This window comes from Sulfuriferula sp. GW1 (assembly GCF_047300855.1).
Lineage (GTDB): Bacteria > Pseudomonadota > Gammaproteobacteria > Burkholderiales > Sulfuriferulaceae > Sulfuriferula.
The window spans coordinates 545,398-564,765 of record NZ_CP170197.1; the positions used below are offsets into that span (position 1 = coordinate 545,398).

Sequence of the window (19,368 nt, forward strand, 5' to 3'; positions counted from 1 at the left end):
GATTACCCGCTTTAATTTGATTCGATAATCATGATTGGCATACTCATCGTCGCCCACGGCAGCCTGGGCGAAAGTCTGATTCAATGCGCCACACACGTTATGGGCGAGCGCCCGCCTTATCTTACGCCGTTGAACGTGATGGATTGCCCGGACATCATGGCGATGACGGCGAAAGCCCAGCAGATGATAGACGAGCTTGACCAGGGTGACGGCGTATTGATGCTATCGGATATTTACGGCGCTACGCCATGCAATACCGCCTGCCGCCTGCTTTATCCTGGACGGGTGGAAGGCATCGCCGGGGTCAACCTGCCCATGCTGATCCGCGCACTGACTTATCGCCATGAACCACTCGACAAGCTGGTAATCAAGGCACTCTCCGGTGGCCACGAAGGCATTCTGCATATTTCACCGGAGTTGTGCGATGCTGCAACAGGACGTTGAAATCACCAATAAGCTCGGGCTGCATGCGCGCGCCTCAGCCAAGCTCACGCAGACCGCCGGACAGTTCCAGAGCGCAATCTGGCTCACCCGCAATAACCGCCGGGTCAACGCCAAAAGCATCATGGGCGTCATGATGCTGGCGGCAGCCAAAGGCAGCACCATCAGCCTGGAAACGGAAGGCGAGGATGAAGCTGCGGCAATGGACGCCCTGCTGGCATTGATCAACGACAAGTTCGGGGAAGGCGAGTGAGCGCCACCCTGCACGGCATCGGCGTGTCCAGCGGGATTGCCATTGGGCCTGCCCGGCTGGCTTCGCATACCCGTATTGAAGTTGCGCATTATGTGCTGCAAAAGGCGCACATTGCGGAGGAGCTGGAGCGCTTCGACGAAGCCGTGCAGACGGTGCGCGCCGAGATGAGCGCATTGCACAGCCAGATCCCCGCCAATGCACCGGCCGAGCTGCCCGCATTCCTCGATATGCATTTAATGATTCTGAATGACTCGATGCTGTCGCAAGCACCGAAGCAGCTTATCGAAACCCAGCAATGCAATGCGGAGTGGGCGCTCACCCAGCAGATGGAGCAACTGGTGGCGCAGTTCGACGAAATTAACGACCCCTATCTGCGCGAGCGCAAGGCCGACGTGGTGCAGGTGGTGGAGCGCGTTATCAAGGTGCTGCTGGGACATCCCGGACATTTGCCGCTGGCCGAAGATGAGCGCCATGACGGCATCCTGGTAGCACACGATCTCTCCCCAGCCGACATGATCGGCTTCAAACGCCAGCAGTTTGCGGCATTCATTACCGACGTGGGAGGGGCCACATCCCATACTGCCATTCTTGCGCGCAGCCTGAATATCCCCTCGGTGATGGCGCTGCACAATGCGCGCAGCCTGATCCGGGAAAATGAAACCATCATCGTGGATGGTGACAACGGGGTGGTGATTCTCGACCCGGATGAAACGGTGCTGGAAGAGTACCGGCTGCGCCAGAACGAATGGAAGATTGAACACCAGAAGCTCAGGCGCCTGAAAGGCAACCGTGCCGCCACGCTGGATGGCGTGGTGGTGGAACTGCACGGCAACATTGAACTGCCGCAAGATGTAGCGGCGGTGCAGGAATCCGGCGCTACGGGCATCGGCCTGTTCCGCAGCGAATTCCTGTTCATGAATCGCGCGGATCTGCCCAGCGAGGATGAGCAGTTCGAAGCTTTTCGCGAAGTGGCGGAGGCGATGAACGGCATGCCGGTGACCATCCGCACCCTCGATCTGGGTGCTGACAAGCCGCTGGCCGGACTCACTGCCCACAGCCTCAATCCGGCACTCGGGCTGCGCGCGATTCGCCTGTGTCTGGCTGAACCGAAATTGTTCCGCACCCAGTTGCGCGCCATCCTGCGTGCTTCGCACTTTGGTCAGGTGCGTATCCTTATACCCATGCTGTCCAGCCTGCCGGAACTGCGCCAGACCCAGTATGCGATCGAAGCGGCCAAGGCCAGCTTGGTTGTCGACGGCATCGCGTTTGATCCGAACGTGAAGGTGGGGGGCATGATAGAAATCCCGGCCGCTGCTCTGGCCGCCCAAAGTTTTGCCGAGCGCATGGATTTCCTGTCGATAGGCACGAACGACCTGATCCAGTACACACTGGCGATAGATCGTGCCGACGACAGCGTGGCGCACTTGTACGACCCATTGCATCCGGCGGTATTGCAGCTGATCGCGATGACCATCCGCGCTGGCGAAAAAGCAGGCAAGCCAGTATCGGTGTGCGGCGAAATGGCGGGCGACCCGCTGCTCACCCGGCTGTTATTGGGACTGGGGCTGCGCAGCTATTCCATGCACCCGGCCAGTCTGCTCTCGGTCAAACAGCGGGTGCTCAAAAGCAATAGCGTGGAGGCCGCCACGCAGGCGAACAAAATCATGCGTGGCCACGAGCCGGACAAGCTGCAAACCCTGCTCACCCGGTTGAACGCCTGATGCAGCCGCAGTATTGGCAGCAGGCCACCCTGGAACTGTCCGCAGCTGACGCCGTGTTGAAGTCGCTGATCGCACGTTATCCGGAAATCAGTCTGCGCAGCCGTGGTGACGCGTTCTCTACGCTTGCGCGTTCTATCGCCGGGCAGCAGATTTCGGTGAAAGCCTCCGAGGCGGTGTGGCAGCGTTTGCTGGCTTGTGTTGTGGTTACGCCGGAAGCCATTGCCAATACTGCGCCTGAGGTTTTGCGCACATGCGGTTTTTCACTGCGAAAAGTTGAATACCTGCGCGATCTCGCGGCCAAATTTGTTGATGGCTCAGTGCATCCCGGCTTGTGGCAGGATATGGACGACGAGTCGGTGATTGTCGAATTGTGCCAAGTACGGGGGATAGGCCGCTGGACGGCGGAAATGTTCCTGATGTTCTATCTGTTACGTCCGGATGTACTGCCGCTCGATGACATTGGCCTGCAAAAAGCCATGGCCGCGCATTATCAGAATGGCGCACCGATCAGCAAAATCAAAATGCGCAGCCTTGCGGAAACCTGGCGTCCGTGGCGTTCTGTGGCGACCTGGTATTTGTGGCGTAGCCTGGATCCGCAGGTCGTTGCTTACTAGTTTAGTGTGAAACAGTACACTAGCCACGCTCCGGCACTTACACCTGTTGTGCCAGCCAGCGTTTGAGTCCGTTGGCATCCAGTGCGCCCGACATGCGCGCCGCCTCGGTGCCGTTTTTGAACAAAATCAGGGTGGGGATGCTGCGGATATTGTAGCGTGCAGCCAGCCCCTGTTCAGCTTCCGTCTCGACCTTGGCAAAGCGCACCTGACGGGCCAGTTCTGTAGCGGCTTGTTTGAACACCGGCGCCATCATTTTGCAGGGGCCGCACCAGCTTGCCCAGAAATCCACCAGCACCGGCAAATCGTTGCGGGTGATGAAGCGGTCGAAGTTACTGGTTGTCAGATCGAGCGGCAACCCGGAGTGCAGCGGTGCGCCGCACTTGCCGCATTTGGGTGCCTGATTGACGCGTTCGGCGGGGATACGGTTAACCGCCTGACAGGACGGGCAGACCAGATTCATATTAAGCACCTCGGTTAAAATATATCCGATAGGTGCGGCATTTCAGGCGTTTTTCAAGCCGGGCGTTCAGCTTTTCAGCAGAAGGTCCAGTTTGCCGGCACGGTCCAATGCGGAGAGGTCGTCGAAACCGCCAACGTGCGTATCGCCCACATAGATTTGCGGTACGGTACGACGGCCGGTGCGCGTCATCATTTCTGCGCGGCGGTTAGGGTCGAGGTCGACGCGGATTTTTTCCACACTGATCCCCTTGCCTTGTAACAGGCGCTCGGCCATGACGCAGTAGGGACATACCGCGGTGCAATACATGATGACTGTGGACATGCTATTTCACCGTCGGCAAACCGGCCTGTTCCCAAGCCATGATGCCGCCTTTAAGGTTATAGACCTGGGTAAAACCATTTTTGCGCAAGACGCCGCAGGCCATGGCAGAGCGCGTGCCGCTTCGGCAATTCACCACGATGGTCTTGTCTTTGTGTTTTTCCAGAGGTTTGAGACCCGTAGCCAGCTGACCAAGCGGGATATGGCGCGCATTGGCAATGTGCCCGGCGGCGAACTCGTTGGCTTCGCGCACGTCCAGAATCAGCGCATCCTGATGATTGATGAGCTGCACCGCCTGGGTGGTATCTGCGCTGAGTGCACCGCTCAGTTTGCCGCGTATGATGGGCAGAATCAGCATGATGCCGGAAAACGCAGCCAGCAGAACCAGCCAGATGTTTTGTTGAAGAAATTCCAAAATAAACTCCCGGGATTAAAGACCGCAACCTGTTTTAACGCCGGCTTTTTTGAGCATGATGTCCATCGGGCAAAACCGTGTTATGCCGCTCTGGAACAGATTGAAACCGACAAAGGCAGTTAGCCATAGCCAGCTGATATGGCTCATGTCGACGGTGCCGGCCAGATGTGCCAGCAACAGGGAGATCATGATGAACAGGCCGGCGATAATGCGTACAGTGCGTTCTACGGTCATGCTATTTTCCTTCAGTTGGGTTGAGTGGTTCTGTTTTGGCGCGCCAGCAGACGGCGCTCCCATAAATAATACATTAGCGGAATCACGATCAGCGTCAGTACTGTAGAAGCAAAGGTACCGAAAATCAATGACACCGCCAAGCCCCCGAATACCGGATCGGTGACCATGATGGCCGAACCCAGGATGATGGCGAGTGCGGTCAGCATGATGGGACGGAAACGTACCGCACCGGCTTCGATCACTGCCTCTTCGAGGCCATAGCCGCGTGCCCGGTAATCGATGATGAAGTCGATCAGCAGCAGCGAGTTACGCACCACCACGCCAGCCAGCGCGATCACGCCAATCATCGAGGTGGCGGTGAATGCCTGCTGGGTGATCCAGTGGCCGGGGAATACGCCCACCAGCGTGAGTGGAATCGCACCCATCACGATCAGCGGCATCATGAACGACTTGTAATAGCCCACCAGCATCAGATAGATGAATACCAGCGCCACGATGAAGGCGGAACCGAGGTCGCGGAACACATCGAGGGTGAGACGCATCTCGCCGCCCCACAGCAGGTGATAGCTCATCACGTCATCGGGCTGAGCTTCGACGAAGCCGAGGTTGCCGGTCTTGAATGTCTCTCCTGACGGCAGGAGTTTGCCGTCGATCATCTTGTCCAGCGCCAATACGGCATATACCGGACTGGATTTCAGCAATTCGCCACCAACCATGACCACGGGATGCTGATCGCGGTCGTAGATCGGCTTGTCCTGGGTGGCACGCTCCACGGTGGCAATGGCTGACAGCGGTATTTGCTGACCGGACATGCTGGTGATGCGGATGGACAGGATTTGCTCCGGTGTCTGGCGTTCGCTGCGCGGCAGGCGCACGGTAATGTCCACCGGTTCGCGCGCATCATCCACATGCACGGTGCCGATGGAAAACCCCGATACATAGTCATGCAGCAGCTTGCCCACCTGCCCCACGGCCACACCCGAGAGCGCGGCTTTTTCGCGGTCCACTTTCACATGGAATGCATCCACGGTGGCGGTCACCGAATCATCCACGTTGACGATGCCGTAGATCTTGCTGAAATCCTTATCCACGTCTGCTGCAGCGGCGCGCAGTTTGTTGTAGTCCGGTCCATACAGTTCCGCCAGTATCTGCGACTGTACCGGCGGTCCGGGCGGGGTCTCGTAGAGTTTCAGCTTGGCCTGCGGGAAAGCCTTGCGAACCGGCGCCAGCGCCACATTGAAATTATTGACGATTTCGTGCGACGACACGGAGCGCTCATGTTTGCTGGTGAGGTTGACGCGCAACTGGGCAATATTGTCCCCGCGTTTCAGCATGTCGCCGCGCACCAGGGCCGCGAAATCCACCGGGGCGGTCATGCCAAGGAAAGTCTGGTAGTCGGTCACGTATTTTGTTTTGGCCAGGACGTCGCCTACCGCACGCGCCACCCGGTCGGTTTCGGCCAGGGTGGTGCCGGCCGGTGTATCCACCTGTATCAGGAAGGTATTGGTGTTGTCGTTGGGCAGCATTTTCAGCTCCACACCCAGCGCCGATAACGGACCGTTCAGGCCGGAAGGCCGGATGAATTGCCAGGCGGGCTGAAGCATCGCTGCCAGCAGCAGGCCCAGCACCACCAGGAACAGCAGGTTGCGGCGACCGGCATGTTTGATGAATGGTGTAATCACTGTCACGTAGGCACGGTGCAGCCGGTCTTGCGGTTCGGCGGCCATGTCCTCCAGTGCGGGCCGCTCGGCGAGTGACTTGGCGGCCTTGCCGGCGAGCCAGCGGTTGGCAGCCCAGGGCACTACCATGTAGGCGATCACCAGCGAGGCAATCATTGCGATCGGCACGTTGAACGGGATGGGACGCATGAACGGCCCCATCATGCCGGTGACGAAAGCCATCGGGATAAACGCCAGGATGACCGCGATGGTGGCGATATTGGTGGGGTTGCCGATCTCGTTGGTGGCGGTGACCAGCGCTTCCTTGAAGTTCTTGCCGCCGCCGTGGTGCATGTGCCGGTGGATGTTTTCCACTACCACAATGGCCGCATCCACCAGCAGACCCAGGGACAGGATCAGCGCGAACAGGGTGATGCGGTTGATGGTCTGGCCGGCGATGAGGCCGACGGTCAGCACCACAAACAGGATCAGCGGTACGGTGAGGGTCACGATGGCGGCTTCGCGCCAGCCCAGGAACAGCACCAGAATCACCACCACCGAGCCGATGGCAATGCCCAGATGTTCCATCAGGGTATTCACTGCGTCGTTGGCCTTGGCGCCGTCGTCGCGGGTGACGGCGACTTGAATGCCCTGGGGGATGGCCTGACGTTTCAGGTTATCCAGCTTGTTGAGAACCGCGTCGGCGACGACGACTGCATTGGTGCCGGCCTTCTTGGCGATGGCGATGGTGACCGCCGGTGCCTCGCCGCGATAGGCTGGGCCATGAGCGGCGGGGCCGTAGGCAAAACGGGTCTGTTCATCGGTTTCCGCCGCACCGTCCTGAATGGTGGCAACGTCTTTCAGGAATACCGGTTTGCCATTGGGCGCACCGACGATGATCTCGCCGACTTCGCGCGCGTTGCCGATAAAGCCGGACAGGCGCAACGGCTGGTTACGGTTGGCGTCCACCAGGGTGCCGATCGGCACGGAAACGTTGGCGCCCTGCAGCATCTTGTCAACCTGATCGAGGCTCAGGCCGGCCGCCGCCAGTTTGGCCGGGGAGATCCACACATTGATGGCCCGTTGTGCGCCACCCACCAGCTGGGTGAAGGACACGCCCGGCACATTGCGCAGCTGTTCGAGCACGCGGGCGGACACCTCGCGCAACTGATAATCGTCCATCTGGGTGGAGCTCAACGTCAGCGTCATGATCGGCACGTCATCGACATTGATGGGTTTGACGATCGGCTGCATGGCGCCCGGCGGGATGCGGTCGAGGTTCTGCATCAGCTGGTTGTAGAGCTTGACCAGGCTCTTTTCCTGGTCTTCGCCAACGTCGAACTGAACCGTGACGACGCCGAAGTCGGAGACGGCATAGCCGAAGGTATGTTTCACCCCGGACTGGGCGTTCATGATCGCTTCCAGCGGTTTCACCACCAGGTTCTGGATTTCTGTGGCCGATGCGCCCGGCTTGGCGACGATAATGTTGGCGGCCGGCACCACGATTTGCGGGTTGTATTCGCGTGCGGTAATGAATAGCGCCATGACGCCGGCCAGCGTCACCGCCAGCATCAGCATGGCGGTAATTTTAGATTCCAGGAAAGTGCGGGCGATCTTCCCCGCGATGTTCAGGGGTGCCGGGTTCGGATCAGACATTGCCGCTCCCTGCGTTGACTATTTTGTCGCCGGATTGCAGCTGGGCGGTTGCCGAGGTCACGACGCGCTCGCCGGGGGTCAGGCCGGCCTGGATTTCCACCTGGCCATCGCTGGTATCTCCGACGCGCACCATACGGTAATGGGCGATGCCCTGAGCGTCCACCACGAACACGCCGGTGATGCCGGCACGGTCGAGCACAGCCGACCACGGGACGCGTACGCCTTCGCGCTGGCCGGTGGGAAAGGCAACCAGCACATACATGCCGCTTTTGAGCTGGGTGCCCGGGGGCAAGTCAATTTTGACCAGATAGGTGCGCGTGGCCGGGTCAGCGGCAGGCACCAGGCGCGCAATCTTGCCGGTGATCGCGGTACCGGTGTCATTTGCCTGCAGGCTGACGCTGTCTCCCAACTTCAAGTGGGCGAACACATCGGACGAGACGCTGGTCTGTACCTGCAATCTGGACTGGTTTTCCAGCATCAGTACCGGCTTGCCGGGGGTGGCAAGGTCGCCCACGTTGGCCAGCTTCTGCGTAATGATGCCGGCGAACGGCGCGGTCAACGTCGCATAGCGCATTTGTGCAGCGGCAGTACCGAGGCCGGCGCGGGCCGCTGCAGCCTGTTGCTGGGCCACCTGGTATTGCAGGCGTATCTTGTCCCACTGCTGTTTGGGAATGGCCTCCTCCTTGTATAAGGTGCCAAAACGCTGGTAATCGTTTTTGGCGTCGGCAAGCGCCGCTTCAGCTTGCGCCAGTCCGGCCCTGGCCTGGCTTACCTGGCCTTGAATATCACTTGGATCGACCGTGAACAGACGCTGCCCGGCGACGACGCTTTGGCCTTCCTGCACGTTTATTTCCCGGATAAAGCCCATCAGGCGCGAAGCAATCTGGGCTTGCTGTTCGGCAATGACGCTGCCGGGAGCGGTGGAAATAACGGGCACTACGGTTTTTTGCACGACGGCAATATGGGCCGTGACCGAAGCCGCCGGCGTTGCGGTTTGCTGTTGTTTGTCTTTTTCGCCGCATCCGCTCAGAGCAAGCGTTAGCGCGAGCGCAACAGTAGCGGGCTTAATGGCTTTCATGGCTCGATGATTCACGATCAACTCCCTGGTTTTATAACTGGTCTGGTTCGAGCTTGCCGATAGCCAGCTTGAGGCTGGCGCGTTGCACTGCGAGGTCATACTCGGCGGCCACCAAATCGGCGTGGGCTTTGTCCTGCTGGGTTTGGGCGCCGAGTAATTCGGCGATGGTGGCCACGCCGTTGTCATAGCGCTTATTGACCAGATTGGTTGCCGCATCGGCACTGGCTACAGCGTGTTGCCGTGCAGTCAGGCGGAATTCGGCTTCTTCTGCCTTGCGGTAGGCATCATCGACCTGCAAGGCTATTCCATTTTCTGCCTGCAACAGGCGCGCCTGCTGCTCGGCATGGCTGGCCGAGGCGCGATCGACTGCCCCGCGGGTGACATTGCCGTCGAACACGGTCCAGCTTACCTGCCCACCGAGCGTATACGAGCTGGCGGAAAAGCCGACCTTGCTGTCATTCCAGTCCTGCCGCGCCATCAGGCCCACCTGCGGGTAAAGGCCCGCCTTGGCTATTTTGACCCCGGCTTGCGAGGCGCCCAGTTGGTCGCGCATGGCCTTCAGCTTCGGGTTGTCGGCCAGCGCCTGGGCACGTAAATCAGCAGTACTCCCCACTACGGCGCTCGGCATGACGGGTGCGCCGACATCGAGTGGTTCAGCTAAAGGTATGCCAAGCAGAATATGCAGCTGATCCAATGCTGCGGCCTCGGCGTTCCTGGCCTGCATCAACTGGATGCGTACTTCTTCGAGGTGAACCTTGGCTGTCAATAGATCGCTTTTGACCACCACACCGCCTTTGACCAGGTTTTCAATGTTTTTGACCTGGGAGGCAGTCGCTGCCTCAGCCTGTTTTGCCACTTTAACAAAGGCGCGCGCAGAGTGAACGCCCTGATAGGCTTGCAATACGTTGAAAATAACTTGCTGGCGTGCCGCCACGTCACCTTGCTGGGCGGCTTTGATAGAGGCTTGAGCTTGCTCGATGTTGCCTTCGATCAGCCCGCCCGTATAGAGCGGCAACTGGACTTCCAGACGGGTGTTGAAATTGTTGACGTTGCCGGGATGGTTGAGGTTGTCAGGCGCAACGCCCAGTGAATTCGGTCCGGTGAACTGGCTGGCGCCGAAATCATTGAAAGTGGCGTTGCGCTGCGATAGCTTGAGGCCGAACGCGTTGAGCGCGTCGTTAGTCCGGGTGGCATTGAGCGAAGCGGTGAGTTTGGGCAGCCGGCTCCCTTGCGCCTGACGCAGCCCGGCCAGGGCTTGATCGAGCTGGGCGCGGCTGACGGACAAATCCGGGTTCTGGCGTAGTGCGGTTGCCACGCATTGCCCGAAGTCCAGTGTTTGGGCTGCCGCACCGGGAATGTACGCAAGCCAGAATGCTGCGGATAACAACACGGTGCATAGCCGTTTGACATTATTGTATGGTTGATACAAGTGCATTTTTAATTGCTCCCGGTTCGTAGCCTGCTTGCGTAGACGCAGGAATTGTATGCCTTACTACAGGCAGGTTGTAGTAAAGCATCACTCCGCAGGCATCTATATTAGCAAATAATTATATTCTAATCATCCATGCCAAGCAAATGACACGATGAATTATATGGGACAGCAGCTTAATTTGGCCGGTGTCGGCCTGGGTGGGCTTGATTGCGATCTCAACGCCACTTAAGTGGCGTTGTTATTATCATTATTCAGTAAGGAGATGATTATTTTGTGAAACCGCAAAATACATCGCGCATCATGCTGATCAGGCGCAATGTGCGCGTGTCGCCAACACGGTAGAAAACGCGATTGGCATCTTTGCGGGTGCGCAGAACGCCTTTGTCGCGGAGAATGGCCAGGTGCTGGGAAATGTTGCTCTGCGAGGTGCCGACACTGTCCACAATGTCCTGCACACTGACTTCGCGATCACCCAGTACGCACAATATTTTTAAGCGTAACGGATGCGACATGGCCTTCATCGCACGAGAGGCTTGCTCAATGTGCTCGTCTTTGTCGATCAGATCTATATGTTCCAGGTTCAAAATGGTTGCAGTGCCTGTATTGACAGTACTCATTGGTAAGTACCCTTTAAAAATCAATCGATTTAAAGAATATTATAATGCAATAAGTATTAAAATATACTAAAATTGGCCATTAAAAAAATAGTACAAATATATAGAAAAGGTTGCGACAGTGGTTGCGCACCGAAAGCAAATATAAACATGAAGGTAAAACCCGTTCTACTGATTATCCTGGACGGCTTTGGCTGCCGTCACTGCCGTACCGACAATGCCATCGCGCAGGCCAGCAAACCCAACTGGGACCAACTCTGGCAAACTTATCCCCATACTCTCATCCAGGCATCTGAATCTGCGGTTGGATTACCTTCCGGGCAAATGGGCAACTCCGAGGTGGGCCACCTCAATATCGGAGCGGGACGTGTGGTGTATCAGGAATTCACGCGTATCGATCTGTCCATCAGCAGCGGCTCGTTTTATACCAATCCTGCCTTGCTGGCAGCGATAGCGACTGTCAAAAACAACGATAAGGCTTTGCATATTCTGGGGCTGCTCTCCGACGGAGGGGTGCATAGCCATGAACTGCATATCCACGCCATGCTGGAAATGGCCGCGCGCGAAGGCCTGAAAAAAGTTTATTTGCATGTATTTCTGGATGGTCGCGACACGCCTCCAAAGAGCGCGGAAGTCAATCTGCAGCGTTTGCAGGCCAAAATAGAGCAATTACAAGTTGGGCGCGTGGCCTCAATGATCGGGCGTTATTTTGCGATGGACCGTGACCGGCGCTGGCAGCGCGTCAAGGCTGCCTATGACTTGATCACGCAGGGGCGTGCCGAATACACAGCCCCCGATGCCTTGTCAGGCTTGGCGCAAGCCTATGCACGAGGCGAGAGCGATGAATTCATCAAGGCGACGGCCATCGTGCCTCCGGGTGACCAGCCGGTCCGTATCGAGGATGGCGATGCCGTGGTGTTCATGAATTTCCGTTCGGATCGTGCCCGGCAGATTTCGCGCACTTTTATCGAACCTGATTTCAATGAATTTGAACGCGAGCACCAGCCCAGGCTCGGCGCATTTTGTACGTTGACCGGCTACAGCGACGAATTCAACGTGTCGGTGGCGTTCCCACCGGAGCGCATCCGCAACGGATTTGGCGAGTACATCTCAAAAATCGGCTTGAAACAGCTGCGCATTGCCGAGACGGAAAAATATCCGCATGTGACGTTCTTTTTCAATGGTGGTGAAGAAACCGTCTACGAAGGCGAGGAGCGCATCCTGATTCCTTCGCCGGATGTCGCCACCTACGACATGAAACCGGAAATGAGTGCCTACGAACTCACCGATAAATTGGTGAGTGCAATTGAGACGCACAAGTTCAACGCCATCATTTGCAATTATGCCAATGCAGACATGGTCGGACACACGGGAAACCTGCCTGCAGCAGTGCGCGCGATTGAAGTGCTGGATGAATGCCTTGGGCGCGTCATACCGGCAATGTTGCAAGCAGGCGGAGAGATCATCATTACCGCCGACCATGGTAATGCAGAAATGATGCTGGATGAACAAACCACACAGGCGCACACCGCGCACACCACTAATTTGGTGCCGCTGCTTTATGTAGGCAAGCGCCGTGTTCATCTGGCAGAAAATGGTGCGCTGGAAGATGTGAGCCCTACGCTGCTTAAATTGATGGGCTTGCCCCAGCCATCAGAAATGTCCGGAAGATCGCTGATCGAGTTCGAGTGAAACAAGCCCCCCGACTGCTGCTGTTGCTGGTTTTGCTGTGCAGCTTAAGTAATGCTGTCGCAGCATCCAGGGAAGAATTGGTCAATCTGCGCCAACATCTCGAAGCCTTGCGCCGCGAAAACAAAAATGCGCAGGACAATCGTAGTCAGGCGGCAGATGCGTTGCGGCAATCGGAACGGGCTATTAGCGACACTAATCGAAAAGTTTATCAACTTGATCGGGAACAAGAGAGTGTGGCGCAGAGTCTGGCACAGCTTCGTGCGGAGAGCGATGCCACAAAACTGTCTGTTACCCATCAACAACAGCAGTTGGCACAGCTGCTTAATCAGCAGTATAGGAATGGTCGTGACGACCCAGCCAAACTGCTGATGAACGGTCAGGATCCCAATCAGCTGACGCGTGACCTGCGCTACTACGCTTATCTTGCGCAGGCGCGCTCAATCCTGATTGCCAACCTGCAGGCTGGGCTGGCGCGCCTGGATAATCTTGCCCAGGCACAGCAGCAAAAACAGTCGCAAATAGACAATATTCGCCAGCAGCGGCTAGTCCAACGTCAGCAGCTTGAGGCCGAGCGAACGGAAAAGCGTCGGATAATCGATAAGCTGGGTGTGCAGATACAAAGCCAGCGCAAGGAAATTGCAACGCTGGAGAGAAATGAAAAGCACCTGACCCAAGTGATCGAGGCGCTTGCCAAAGCAGCCGCGCAAAGAGCCGCAAGAAAAGCGGCCCAGGAAAAAGCAGCGGCAGCGCGTAAAAAGCTTCATAAGCCGACCCGAAAAGGCGAGCCGGAAGCGCCTCGTTCCAGGCCGGAAACACGGTTGCCGGAAACGGCGATAACCGGAACTCCTTTCGGCCGTCTGAAAGGGCATCTAGAGTTACCGGTTCATGGGGAACTTGTTCACCGTTTTGGTACTCCACGTGAACGGGGCGGATCGTTGTGGAAAGGTTTGTTCTTCAAAGCCAATACCGGTCAACCCGTGCATGTGGTGGCAGCGGGCAGGGTGGTGTTTGCTGATTGGATGCGTGGATTTGGGAATCTGATCATCGTTGACCACGGTAGCGGTTATATGAGTCTGTACAGTAATAATGAAACATTGTATAAGCAGGTGGGCGACGCGGTGAGTGCAGGTGAAACCATTGCTGCCGTAGGCAATAGTGGAGGCAACCCCGATGCGGGGTTATATTTTGAATTGCGCTATCAGAGCCGGGCATTTGACCCGATGAGCTGGATGGCGGGTAAATGAGGGAACTGGCAATGCGCAGCAAATTGCAAAAAATCGGTCTGGTCAGTGCGGGAGTCCTGCTGGGTGCGGCACTCACCCTCAATTATTCCGCCGTGGCGGATCGTGAAGCCACGCAAGCGCTGCCGCTGGATGAGCTGCGCACCTTTGCCGAAGTATATGGCAAGATCAAAAGCGATTATGTCGAGCCGGTGGATGACAAAACCCTCATCAATTCTGCCATCAATGGCATGCTGTCCGGGCTGGATCCGCATTCGGCGTATATGAATGCCGATGAATTCAAGGATTTGCAGGTGGGGACCCAGGGCGAATTCGGTGGTCTGGGCATAGAAGTCGGTATGGAAGACGGCTTTGTCAAAGTGGTGTCGCCAATTGATGATACCCCAGCCTTCAAGGCCGGCTTGAAACCGGGTGATCTGATCATCAAACTGGACGACTCACCCGTGAAAGGCATGACCATCAATGATGCGGTCAAACGCATGCGTGGCAAGCCCGGCACGCCGATTGTGCTGACCATACTGCGCAAAGGTGTGGCCAAACCATTTACTGTCACGCTGATACGCGCTGTCATTAAAGTGAAAAGCGTAAAATACAAGCTGGCTGAGCCGGGCTACGGTTATATCCGCATTACCCAGTTCCAGGAGCGTACCGGGGAGGATTTGGCGCAGGCGCTGGAAACCTTGCAAAAAGACAACAAGGGTGCGCCTTTGAAAGGTCTGGTACTGGATTTGCGCAATGACCCGGGTGGATTGCTAAATAGCGCCGTCGGTGTGGCAGCGGCTTTCGTCAAGCCGAATTCACTGGTGGTATATACCGATGGGCGTACGCCGGACTCCAAGATGAAACTCAATGCCAGCCCTGAATACTACTTGCGTGGCAATCAGGCCGACTACTTGAAGGGCTTGCCTGCATGGACCAAAACCGTCCCCATGGTAGTGCTGGTCAATGGCGGTTCAGCTTCGGCATCGGAGATTGTGTCGGGTGCTTTGCAGGATGACAAACGCGCCATCATCATGGGCACGCAGAGTTTCGGCAAGGGTTCGGTCCAGACGGTCCTGCCGTTGGGTAATGGTACGGGCATCAAACTGACTACTGCGCGTTACTTCACGCCTGCTGGCCGTTCGATCCAGAACAAAGGCATCACCCCGGACATCGTGGTGGAAGAAGGGAAAGTTACCGGTGCAGATAGTGACCCGAATCTGAATATACGCGAGGTTGATCTGGACCGGCATCTGAATAATCCCCTGAGCACCACGAACAAGCCTGCGGCTCCGCCGGCAGTCATCATTACGCCGGAAAAACCCGCCAATCCCGTTAAACCGGAAAAACTGGAGCCAGGTGAAATTGTTTCCAAAAACGATTTCCAGTTTAATCAGGCTTTAAGCTTGTTAAAGGGCTTGAACATTATCCAGACGCGAGAAAAATAGTCAGCGGTTAAACGGTTGACTTGCTAGGGCTGCCTGGTTGCGCGTATTCTGATTACGCGTGCCGGGCAGTCGGCGTTTTCAAGTGCTTGAAATGAACCCCAGCGACCAGAATAAAACCCGCGAAGTCGTATTCAGCGCCATACCTCAGCACCAGGTCGAGGCTGCACTGGCTTTGCTGGATGGCATGCAGAGCATGTCCGTTGAAGTGGGCCATCATCCTTGCAGTATCCTGGTGCATTACGATATATGTGACTACACCTTGGAAAAACTGGAGTCGGCTCTGCTAGAGCAAGGATTTCACCTCGATAATTCACTGCTGCAGAAACTGCGCCGTGCACTGATCTATTTTTGCGAACGCAATCAGCGCGACAATCTGAGCGTGCCGCCGCCACAACAAAAGTTCGCCAAGCCCTTCGTAGCGGCTTTTCAGCACCACCCTCACGGCGATCAGGATGACACGCCGGAAGAATGGCGCAGTTACAAGTAACCTGACTCCCGGCACTACGCATGAATGATGACCAACTGCTGCGTTACAGCCGCCATATCCTGTTACGCGAAATAGACATTTCTGGCCAACAAAGCGTCCTTGATGCACGTGTATTAGTCGTTGGCGCAGGCGGGCTGGGCTCGCCGGTATTGCTGTACCTGGCGGCAAGTGGAGTAGGGCATATCACCGTATGCGATGACGATAATGTCGACTTCAGCAATCTACAGCGCCAGATTGCCCATCATAGTGATGCAATCGGCCGTAACAAGGCTGAGTCCGCTGCCTCTGCGATGCGCGCGATCAACCCCGACATCACCGTACAAGCGTTAACGCAGCGCCTGTCAGGTGCTATATTGGCAGCCCAGGTCGCCGCAGCTGACGTGGTGATAGATGCCAGCGATAACTTTGCAACACGCCATGCCGTGAATCGCGCTTGCGTGGAATACCGAAAACCTTTGGTTTCGGGAGCCGCGCTAGGATTCGATGGTCAGGTCACGGTATTTGATCTGCGCCACACGAATAGCCCTTGCTATCATTGTCTTTATCCAGATACCGGCAGTAGCGACGAAATGCGCTGCGCAGAAAATGGCGTATTTTCACCGTTGGTAGGAATAGTCGGTACGGTTCAGGCTGCAGAGGCGCTCAAATTAATATGCGGTGCGGGTGAGTCGCTCAATGGCAGACTGTTGCTGCTAGACGCCCTCAATATGCAGTGGCGTAGTATGCGGTTGCAAAAAGATGTCGGCTGCGCTGTATGCGGGATTCAGTGTTAGGTTTATTTCAGTCCAGCACTTAATAATGGCCATTGCTGGGTGAAGGATTCTGACGGGAGGCGCTTGAATCCGCTTTTGGCGAATTGGTGCCAGCGGCCAATCACATAACACAGCAGTAAATTGCCCGCTACCATCGTATCCAGATCAGTGCGAATCTCCCCATTCCCTGCAGCGATACGCAGGCATTGACGCAGAGTGGCCTCAAGACGGTCAAGCAATTGATTGATGCGCGCCTGCAATCGATCATTTTCGTTGATCAGCGCGTCGCCGATGAGTACACGCGTTATGCCAGGATTTTTTTGCGCGAACCCGAGTAGCAGGGAAACGATGGCCTCGGCCTGGCTGAGCCCGTTTTGCTGGCTGCTGGTGATCTTATTGATTAGCCCAAACACCGACTGCTCGATGAATTCAATCAACCCTTCGAACATTTGTGCCTTGCTGGCAAAGTGTCGGTACAGTGCTGCCTCGGATACATCCAGCCGGGCAGCCAGTGCGGCGGTAGTGATTTTTTCACCACCGGGCGTCTCTAGCATGGCAGCTAAAGTTTGCAGGATCTGGAATTTTCGCTCTCCGGGTGCTGCCACGCCATTCCCCTTTTATACTTAGCCGCTTTGCCCCTTAAACTTCACTGTAGCCTGGTACTGCTCGGAAAATTTGCATGCTTTCCGGAGAAAACAGACCGCGGCACATAAATTTTATTCGCGTGCTGTCGCTTTCATGTGTTTAAGTTGTTCGATGCGCATGTTTGATTGCTATTTATTGGAATAATGGTGGGTCTGCACGGACTTGAACCGTGGACCAAGGGATTATGAGTCCCCTGCTCTAACCAACTGAGCTACAGACCCGAAAACGAGGCGAACTATACCACTGCCAGCAGTGCTGCGCTACGCCACTTGGTGGCGTAGTGCCAAGGGCGCTCGGAGAATCAAGAATTGCCGTTGCTGTCGATGAAGCTCTTGAGGCGGTCAGAGCGTGATGGGTGACGCAATTTGCGTAACGCTTTAGCTTCAATCTGGCGAATACGCTCACGGGTCACGTCAAACTGTTTGCCGACTTCTTCCAGGGTGTGGTCGGTATTCATCTCGATACCGAAGCGCATCCGCAATACTTTTGCTTCGCGTTGCGTCAGGCCGTCAAGAATGTCCTTGGTCACTTCCTGCAGGCTGTCGTAAACAGCGGCGTCTATGGGAGCCAGCGTGGCGGTGTCTTCGATGAAATCTCCCAGATGGGAATCCTCGTCGTCGCCGATAGGCGTTTCCATGGAAATGGGCTCTTTGGAGATTTTGAGTATCTTGCGAATCTTCTCCTCGGTCATTTCCATTTTCTCGGCCAGCAATTCCGGATCAGGCTCCTTGCCGGTCTCCTGAAGAATCTGGCGCGAGATGCGATTCATCTTGTTGATGGTCTCGATCATGTGCACCGGAATACGAATGGTGCGCGCCTGATCCGCAATGGAGCGGGTGATAGCCTGACGGATCCACCAGGTGGCGTAGGTTGAGAACTTGTAGCCGCGCCGGTATTCGAATTTGTCCACGGCCTTCATCAGGCCGATGTTGCCTTCCTGAATCAGGTCGAGGAATTGCAGACCGCGATTGGTATATTTTTTGGCAATGGAAATCACCAGGCGCAGGTTGGCCTCGATCATTTCACGTTTGGCGCGGCGTGCGCGTGCTTCGCCGGTGGACATCTGACGATTGATTTCCTTCAGGTCCTTGATCGGGATGCCCACTTTTTCCTGCAGCGCAATCAGGCGTTGCTGGCGTTCAACGATCGTGTGTTGATGGCGCGTCAATTCTTCTGCGTAAGCTTTTTTCGAGTTGATTTCCTTGGTAACCCAGTCCAGATTGCTTTCATTGCCGGGAAATACCTTGATGAAGTGTGCGCGCGGCATCCCCGATTTGTTCACGGCAAATTCCATGATGTCGCGCTCATGACTGCGGACTTCTTCCACCAGTTGGCGCACGCCATCGCATAATGCCTCAACTTGCTTGGCAGAAAAGCGAATATTCATTAATTCGGCGGAGAGCTCTTCCTGCAGTTGCAGATACTGCGGGTTGCCAAAACCATTTTTCTTCAAAGATGCCTGAATTCGCTTGAATATCTTGCGAATGACTTCAAAGTGTTCCATGGCGTCGATCTTGAGTTGGGCGAGATTGGCAGCAGCCAGTGCACTACCATCGTCTTCCTCGGCATCTTCGTCGACTTCCTCTTCTTCATCGGTTTCGCTCTCGTCAGCCTCGGGCACGTTAGCGATTACTTCGAGTTCTTCTACGACAACGCCATCGACGAAATCGTCAATGCGAATTTCCTCACGCTCCACCTTGTCCACCAGCGCCATGATTGCCTGAATGGTGGTAGGGCAGGCAGAGATAGCCTGAATCATGTGTTTCAGGCCATCTTCGATGCGTTTCGCAATTTCGATTTCGCCTTCGCGCGTGAGCAGTTCCACAGAGCCCATTTCGCGCATATACATGCGCACCGGGTCTGTGGTGCGGCCGAATTCCGAATCCACGGTAGAAAGGGCAGCCTCGGCTTCCGCCACGACGTCTTCATCGGTGACTGCCGGTGTGGCATCAGACATCAGCAGGGTTTCGGCATCAGGTGCTTCATCATAGACCTGGATGCCCATGTCATTGATCATGCTGATGACGCCTTCGATCTGCTCGGCATCCAGCATGTCATCAGGCAAATGGTCGTTGATCTCGGCGTAGGTCAGGTAGCCACGCTCTTTGCCGAGCACAATCAGATTCTTCAGGCGTGTGCGCCGGTCATCGACATCTACCGTTTTCACCTCGCCTTTTTCGTGATCGTTTGCCATATGTCTTGGTCCAGTAAAATTTGGTACTTCAGAAAA

General features: G+C 56.1%; 19 protein-coding genes and 1 tRNA gene. 9 read left to right on the top strand and 11 right to left on the bottom strand.

The window, feature by feature from the left end; all coding sequences use genetic code 11:
* Positions 1-30: 30 nt before the first annotated feature.
* From ACFDAU_RS02680 to ACFDAU_RS02695, 4 genes are read left to right on the top strand one after another with little or no spacing between them, the layout of a single operon-like run.
* A complete protein-coding gene (locus tag ACFDAU_RS02680; protein ID WP_124706085.1) occupies positions 31-444 on the top strand; it encodes a PTS sugar transporter subunit IIA in 414 nt (137 codons plus the stop codon).
* On the top strand, positions 425-694 hold the full coding sequence (locus ACFDAU_RS02685; protein ID WP_413438527.1) for an HPr family phosphocarrier protein: 270 nt from the start codon (positions 425-427) through the stop codon (positions 692-694). The genes ACFDAU_RS02680 and ACFDAU_RS02685 overlap by 20 nt, the downstream gene beginning before the upstream one ends.
* The gene (gene ptsP / locus ACFDAU_RS02690; RefSeq protein WP_413438528.1) at positions 691-2,415 is read left to right on the top strand and encodes a phosphoenolpyruvate--protein phosphotransferase; all 1,725 of its coding nucleotides are present in this window, start codon (positions 691-693) and stop codon (positions 2,413-2,415) included. Before ACFDAU_RS02685 ends, ptsP begins: the two co-directional genes overlap by 4 nt.
* Entirely contained in the window at positions 2,415-3,029 is a 615-nt protein-coding gene (locus ACFDAU_RS02695) for a DNA-3-methyladenine glycosylase family protein (protein ID WP_413438529.1), read from the top strand. Before ptsP ends, ACFDAU_RS02695 begins: the two co-directional genes overlap by 1 nt.
* A gap of 37 nt (positions 3,030-3,066) precedes the next feature.
* On the opposite strand, the gene trxC is transcribed toward ACFDAU_RS02695, so the two are convergent.
* The 8 genes from trxC to ACFDAU_RS02735 form a co-directional block, all read right to left on the bottom strand.
* Entirely contained in the window at positions 3,067-3,489 is a 423-nt protein-coding gene (gene trxC / locus ACFDAU_RS02700; RefSeq protein ID WP_413438530.1) for a thioredoxin TrxC, read from the bottom strand.
* A 66-nt stretch (positions 3,490-3,555) separates the two neighbouring features.
* A complete protein-coding gene (gene grxC, locus ACFDAU_RS02705; protein WP_413438531.1) occupies positions 3,556-3,810 on the bottom strand; it encodes a glutaredoxin 3 in 255 nt (84 codons plus the stop codon).
* Position 3,811: 1 nt separating this feature from the next.
* Entirely contained in the window at positions 3,812-4,222 is a 411-nt protein-coding gene (locus tag ACFDAU_RS02710) for a rhodanese-like domain-containing protein (protein ID WP_413438532.1), read from the bottom strand.
* Positions 4,223-4,237: 15 nt separating this feature from the next.
* The gene (locus ACFDAU_RS02715) at positions 4,238-4,456 is read right to left on the bottom strand and encodes a DUF2892 domain-containing protein (protein ID WP_124706078.1); all 219 of its coding nucleotides are present in this window, start codon (positions 4,454-4,456) and stop codon (positions 4,238-4,240) included.
* Between the two features lie 11 nt (positions 4,457-4,467).
* Positions 4,468-7,770: an efflux RND transporter permease subunit gene (locus tag ACFDAU_RS02720; RefSeq protein ID WP_413438533.1), complete on the bottom strand. Its 3,303-nt coding sequence runs from the start codon at positions 7,768-7,770 to the stop codon at positions 4,468-4,470.
* Positions 7,763-8,848, bottom strand: coding sequence for an efflux RND transporter periplasmic adaptor subunit (locus ACFDAU_RS02725; protein WP_413438534.1), 1,086 nt, complete (start codon positions 8,846-8,848; stop codon positions 7,763-7,765). The genes ACFDAU_RS02720 and ACFDAU_RS02725 overlap by 8 nt, the downstream gene beginning before the upstream one ends.
* A 31-nt stretch (positions 8,849-8,879) precedes the next feature.
* A complete protein-coding gene (locus ACFDAU_RS02730; protein ID WP_413438535.1) occupies positions 8,880-10,283 on the bottom strand; it encodes a TolC family protein in 1,404 nt (467 codons plus the stop codon).
* A 263-nt stretch (positions 10,284-10,546) separates the two neighbouring features.
* Entirely contained in the window at positions 10,547-10,897 is a 351-nt protein-coding gene (locus ACFDAU_RS02735; protein WP_124706075.1) for an ArsR/SmtB family transcription factor, read from the bottom strand.
* 147 nt (positions 10,898-11,044) lie between these two features.
* Between ACFDAU_RS02735 and gpmI the strand changes: the two genes are divergently transcribed.
* The 5 genes from gpmI (at position 11,045) to ACFDAU_RS02760 (ending at position 16,514) form a co-directional block, all read left to right on the top strand.
* Positions 11,045-12,586: a 2,3-bisphosphoglycerate-independent phosphoglycerate mutase gene (gene gpmI / locus ACFDAU_RS02740; RefSeq protein ID WP_413438536.1), complete on the top strand. Its 1,542-nt coding sequence runs from the start codon at positions 11,045-11,047 to the stop codon at positions 12,584-12,586.
* Positions 12,583-13,830, top strand: a complete 1,248-nt coding sequence (locus ACFDAU_RS02745; protein WP_413438537.1) for a murein hydrolase activator EnvC family protein — start codon at positions 12,583-12,585, stop codon at positions 13,828-13,830. Before gpmI ends, ACFDAU_RS02745 begins: the two co-directional genes overlap by 4 nt.
* Positions 13,831-13,841: 11 nt before the next feature.
* On the top strand, positions 13,842-15,254 hold the full coding sequence (locus ACFDAU_RS02750) for a S41 family peptidase (RefSeq protein ID WP_413438538.1): 1,413 nt from the start codon (positions 13,842-13,844) through the stop codon (positions 15,252-15,254).
* Between the two features lie 91 nt (positions 15,255-15,345).
* A complete protein-coding gene (locus ACFDAU_RS02755) occupies positions 15,346-15,741 on the top strand; it encodes a hypothetical protein (protein WP_413438539.1) in 396 nt (131 codons plus the stop codon).
* A 20-nt stretch (positions 15,742-15,761) separates the two neighbouring features.
* Positions 15,762-16,514: a HesA/MoeB/ThiF family protein gene (locus tag ACFDAU_RS02760; protein WP_413438540.1), complete on the top strand. Its 753-nt coding sequence runs from the start codon at positions 15,762-15,764 to the stop codon at positions 16,512-16,514.
* A 2-nt stretch (positions 16,515-16,516) separates the two neighbouring features.
* Here the strand turns inward: ACFDAU_RS02760 and slmA are convergent, their stop codons facing one another.
* The 3 genes from slmA to rpoD all read right to left on the bottom strand — a co-directional run bounded on the left by slmA (position 16,517) and on the right by rpoD (position 19,332).
* Positions 16,517-17,098: a nucleoid occlusion factor SlmA gene (gene slmA, locus ACFDAU_RS02765; RefSeq protein ID WP_413438541.1), complete on the bottom strand. Its 582-nt coding sequence runs from the start codon at positions 17,096-17,098 to the stop codon at positions 16,517-16,519.
* A gap of 184 nt (positions 17,099-17,282) precedes the next feature.
* Positions 17,283-17,359, bottom strand: a tRNA-Ile gene (locus ACFDAU_RS02770).
* An 80-nt stretch (positions 17,360-17,439) separates the two neighbouring features.
* On the bottom strand, positions 17,440-19,332 hold the full coding sequence (rpoD, locus tag ACFDAU_RS02775; protein ID WP_413438542.1) for an RNA polymerase sigma factor RpoD: 1,893 nt from the start codon (positions 19,330-19,332) through the stop codon (positions 17,440-17,442).
* Positions 19,333-19,368: the final 36 nt, after the last annotated feature.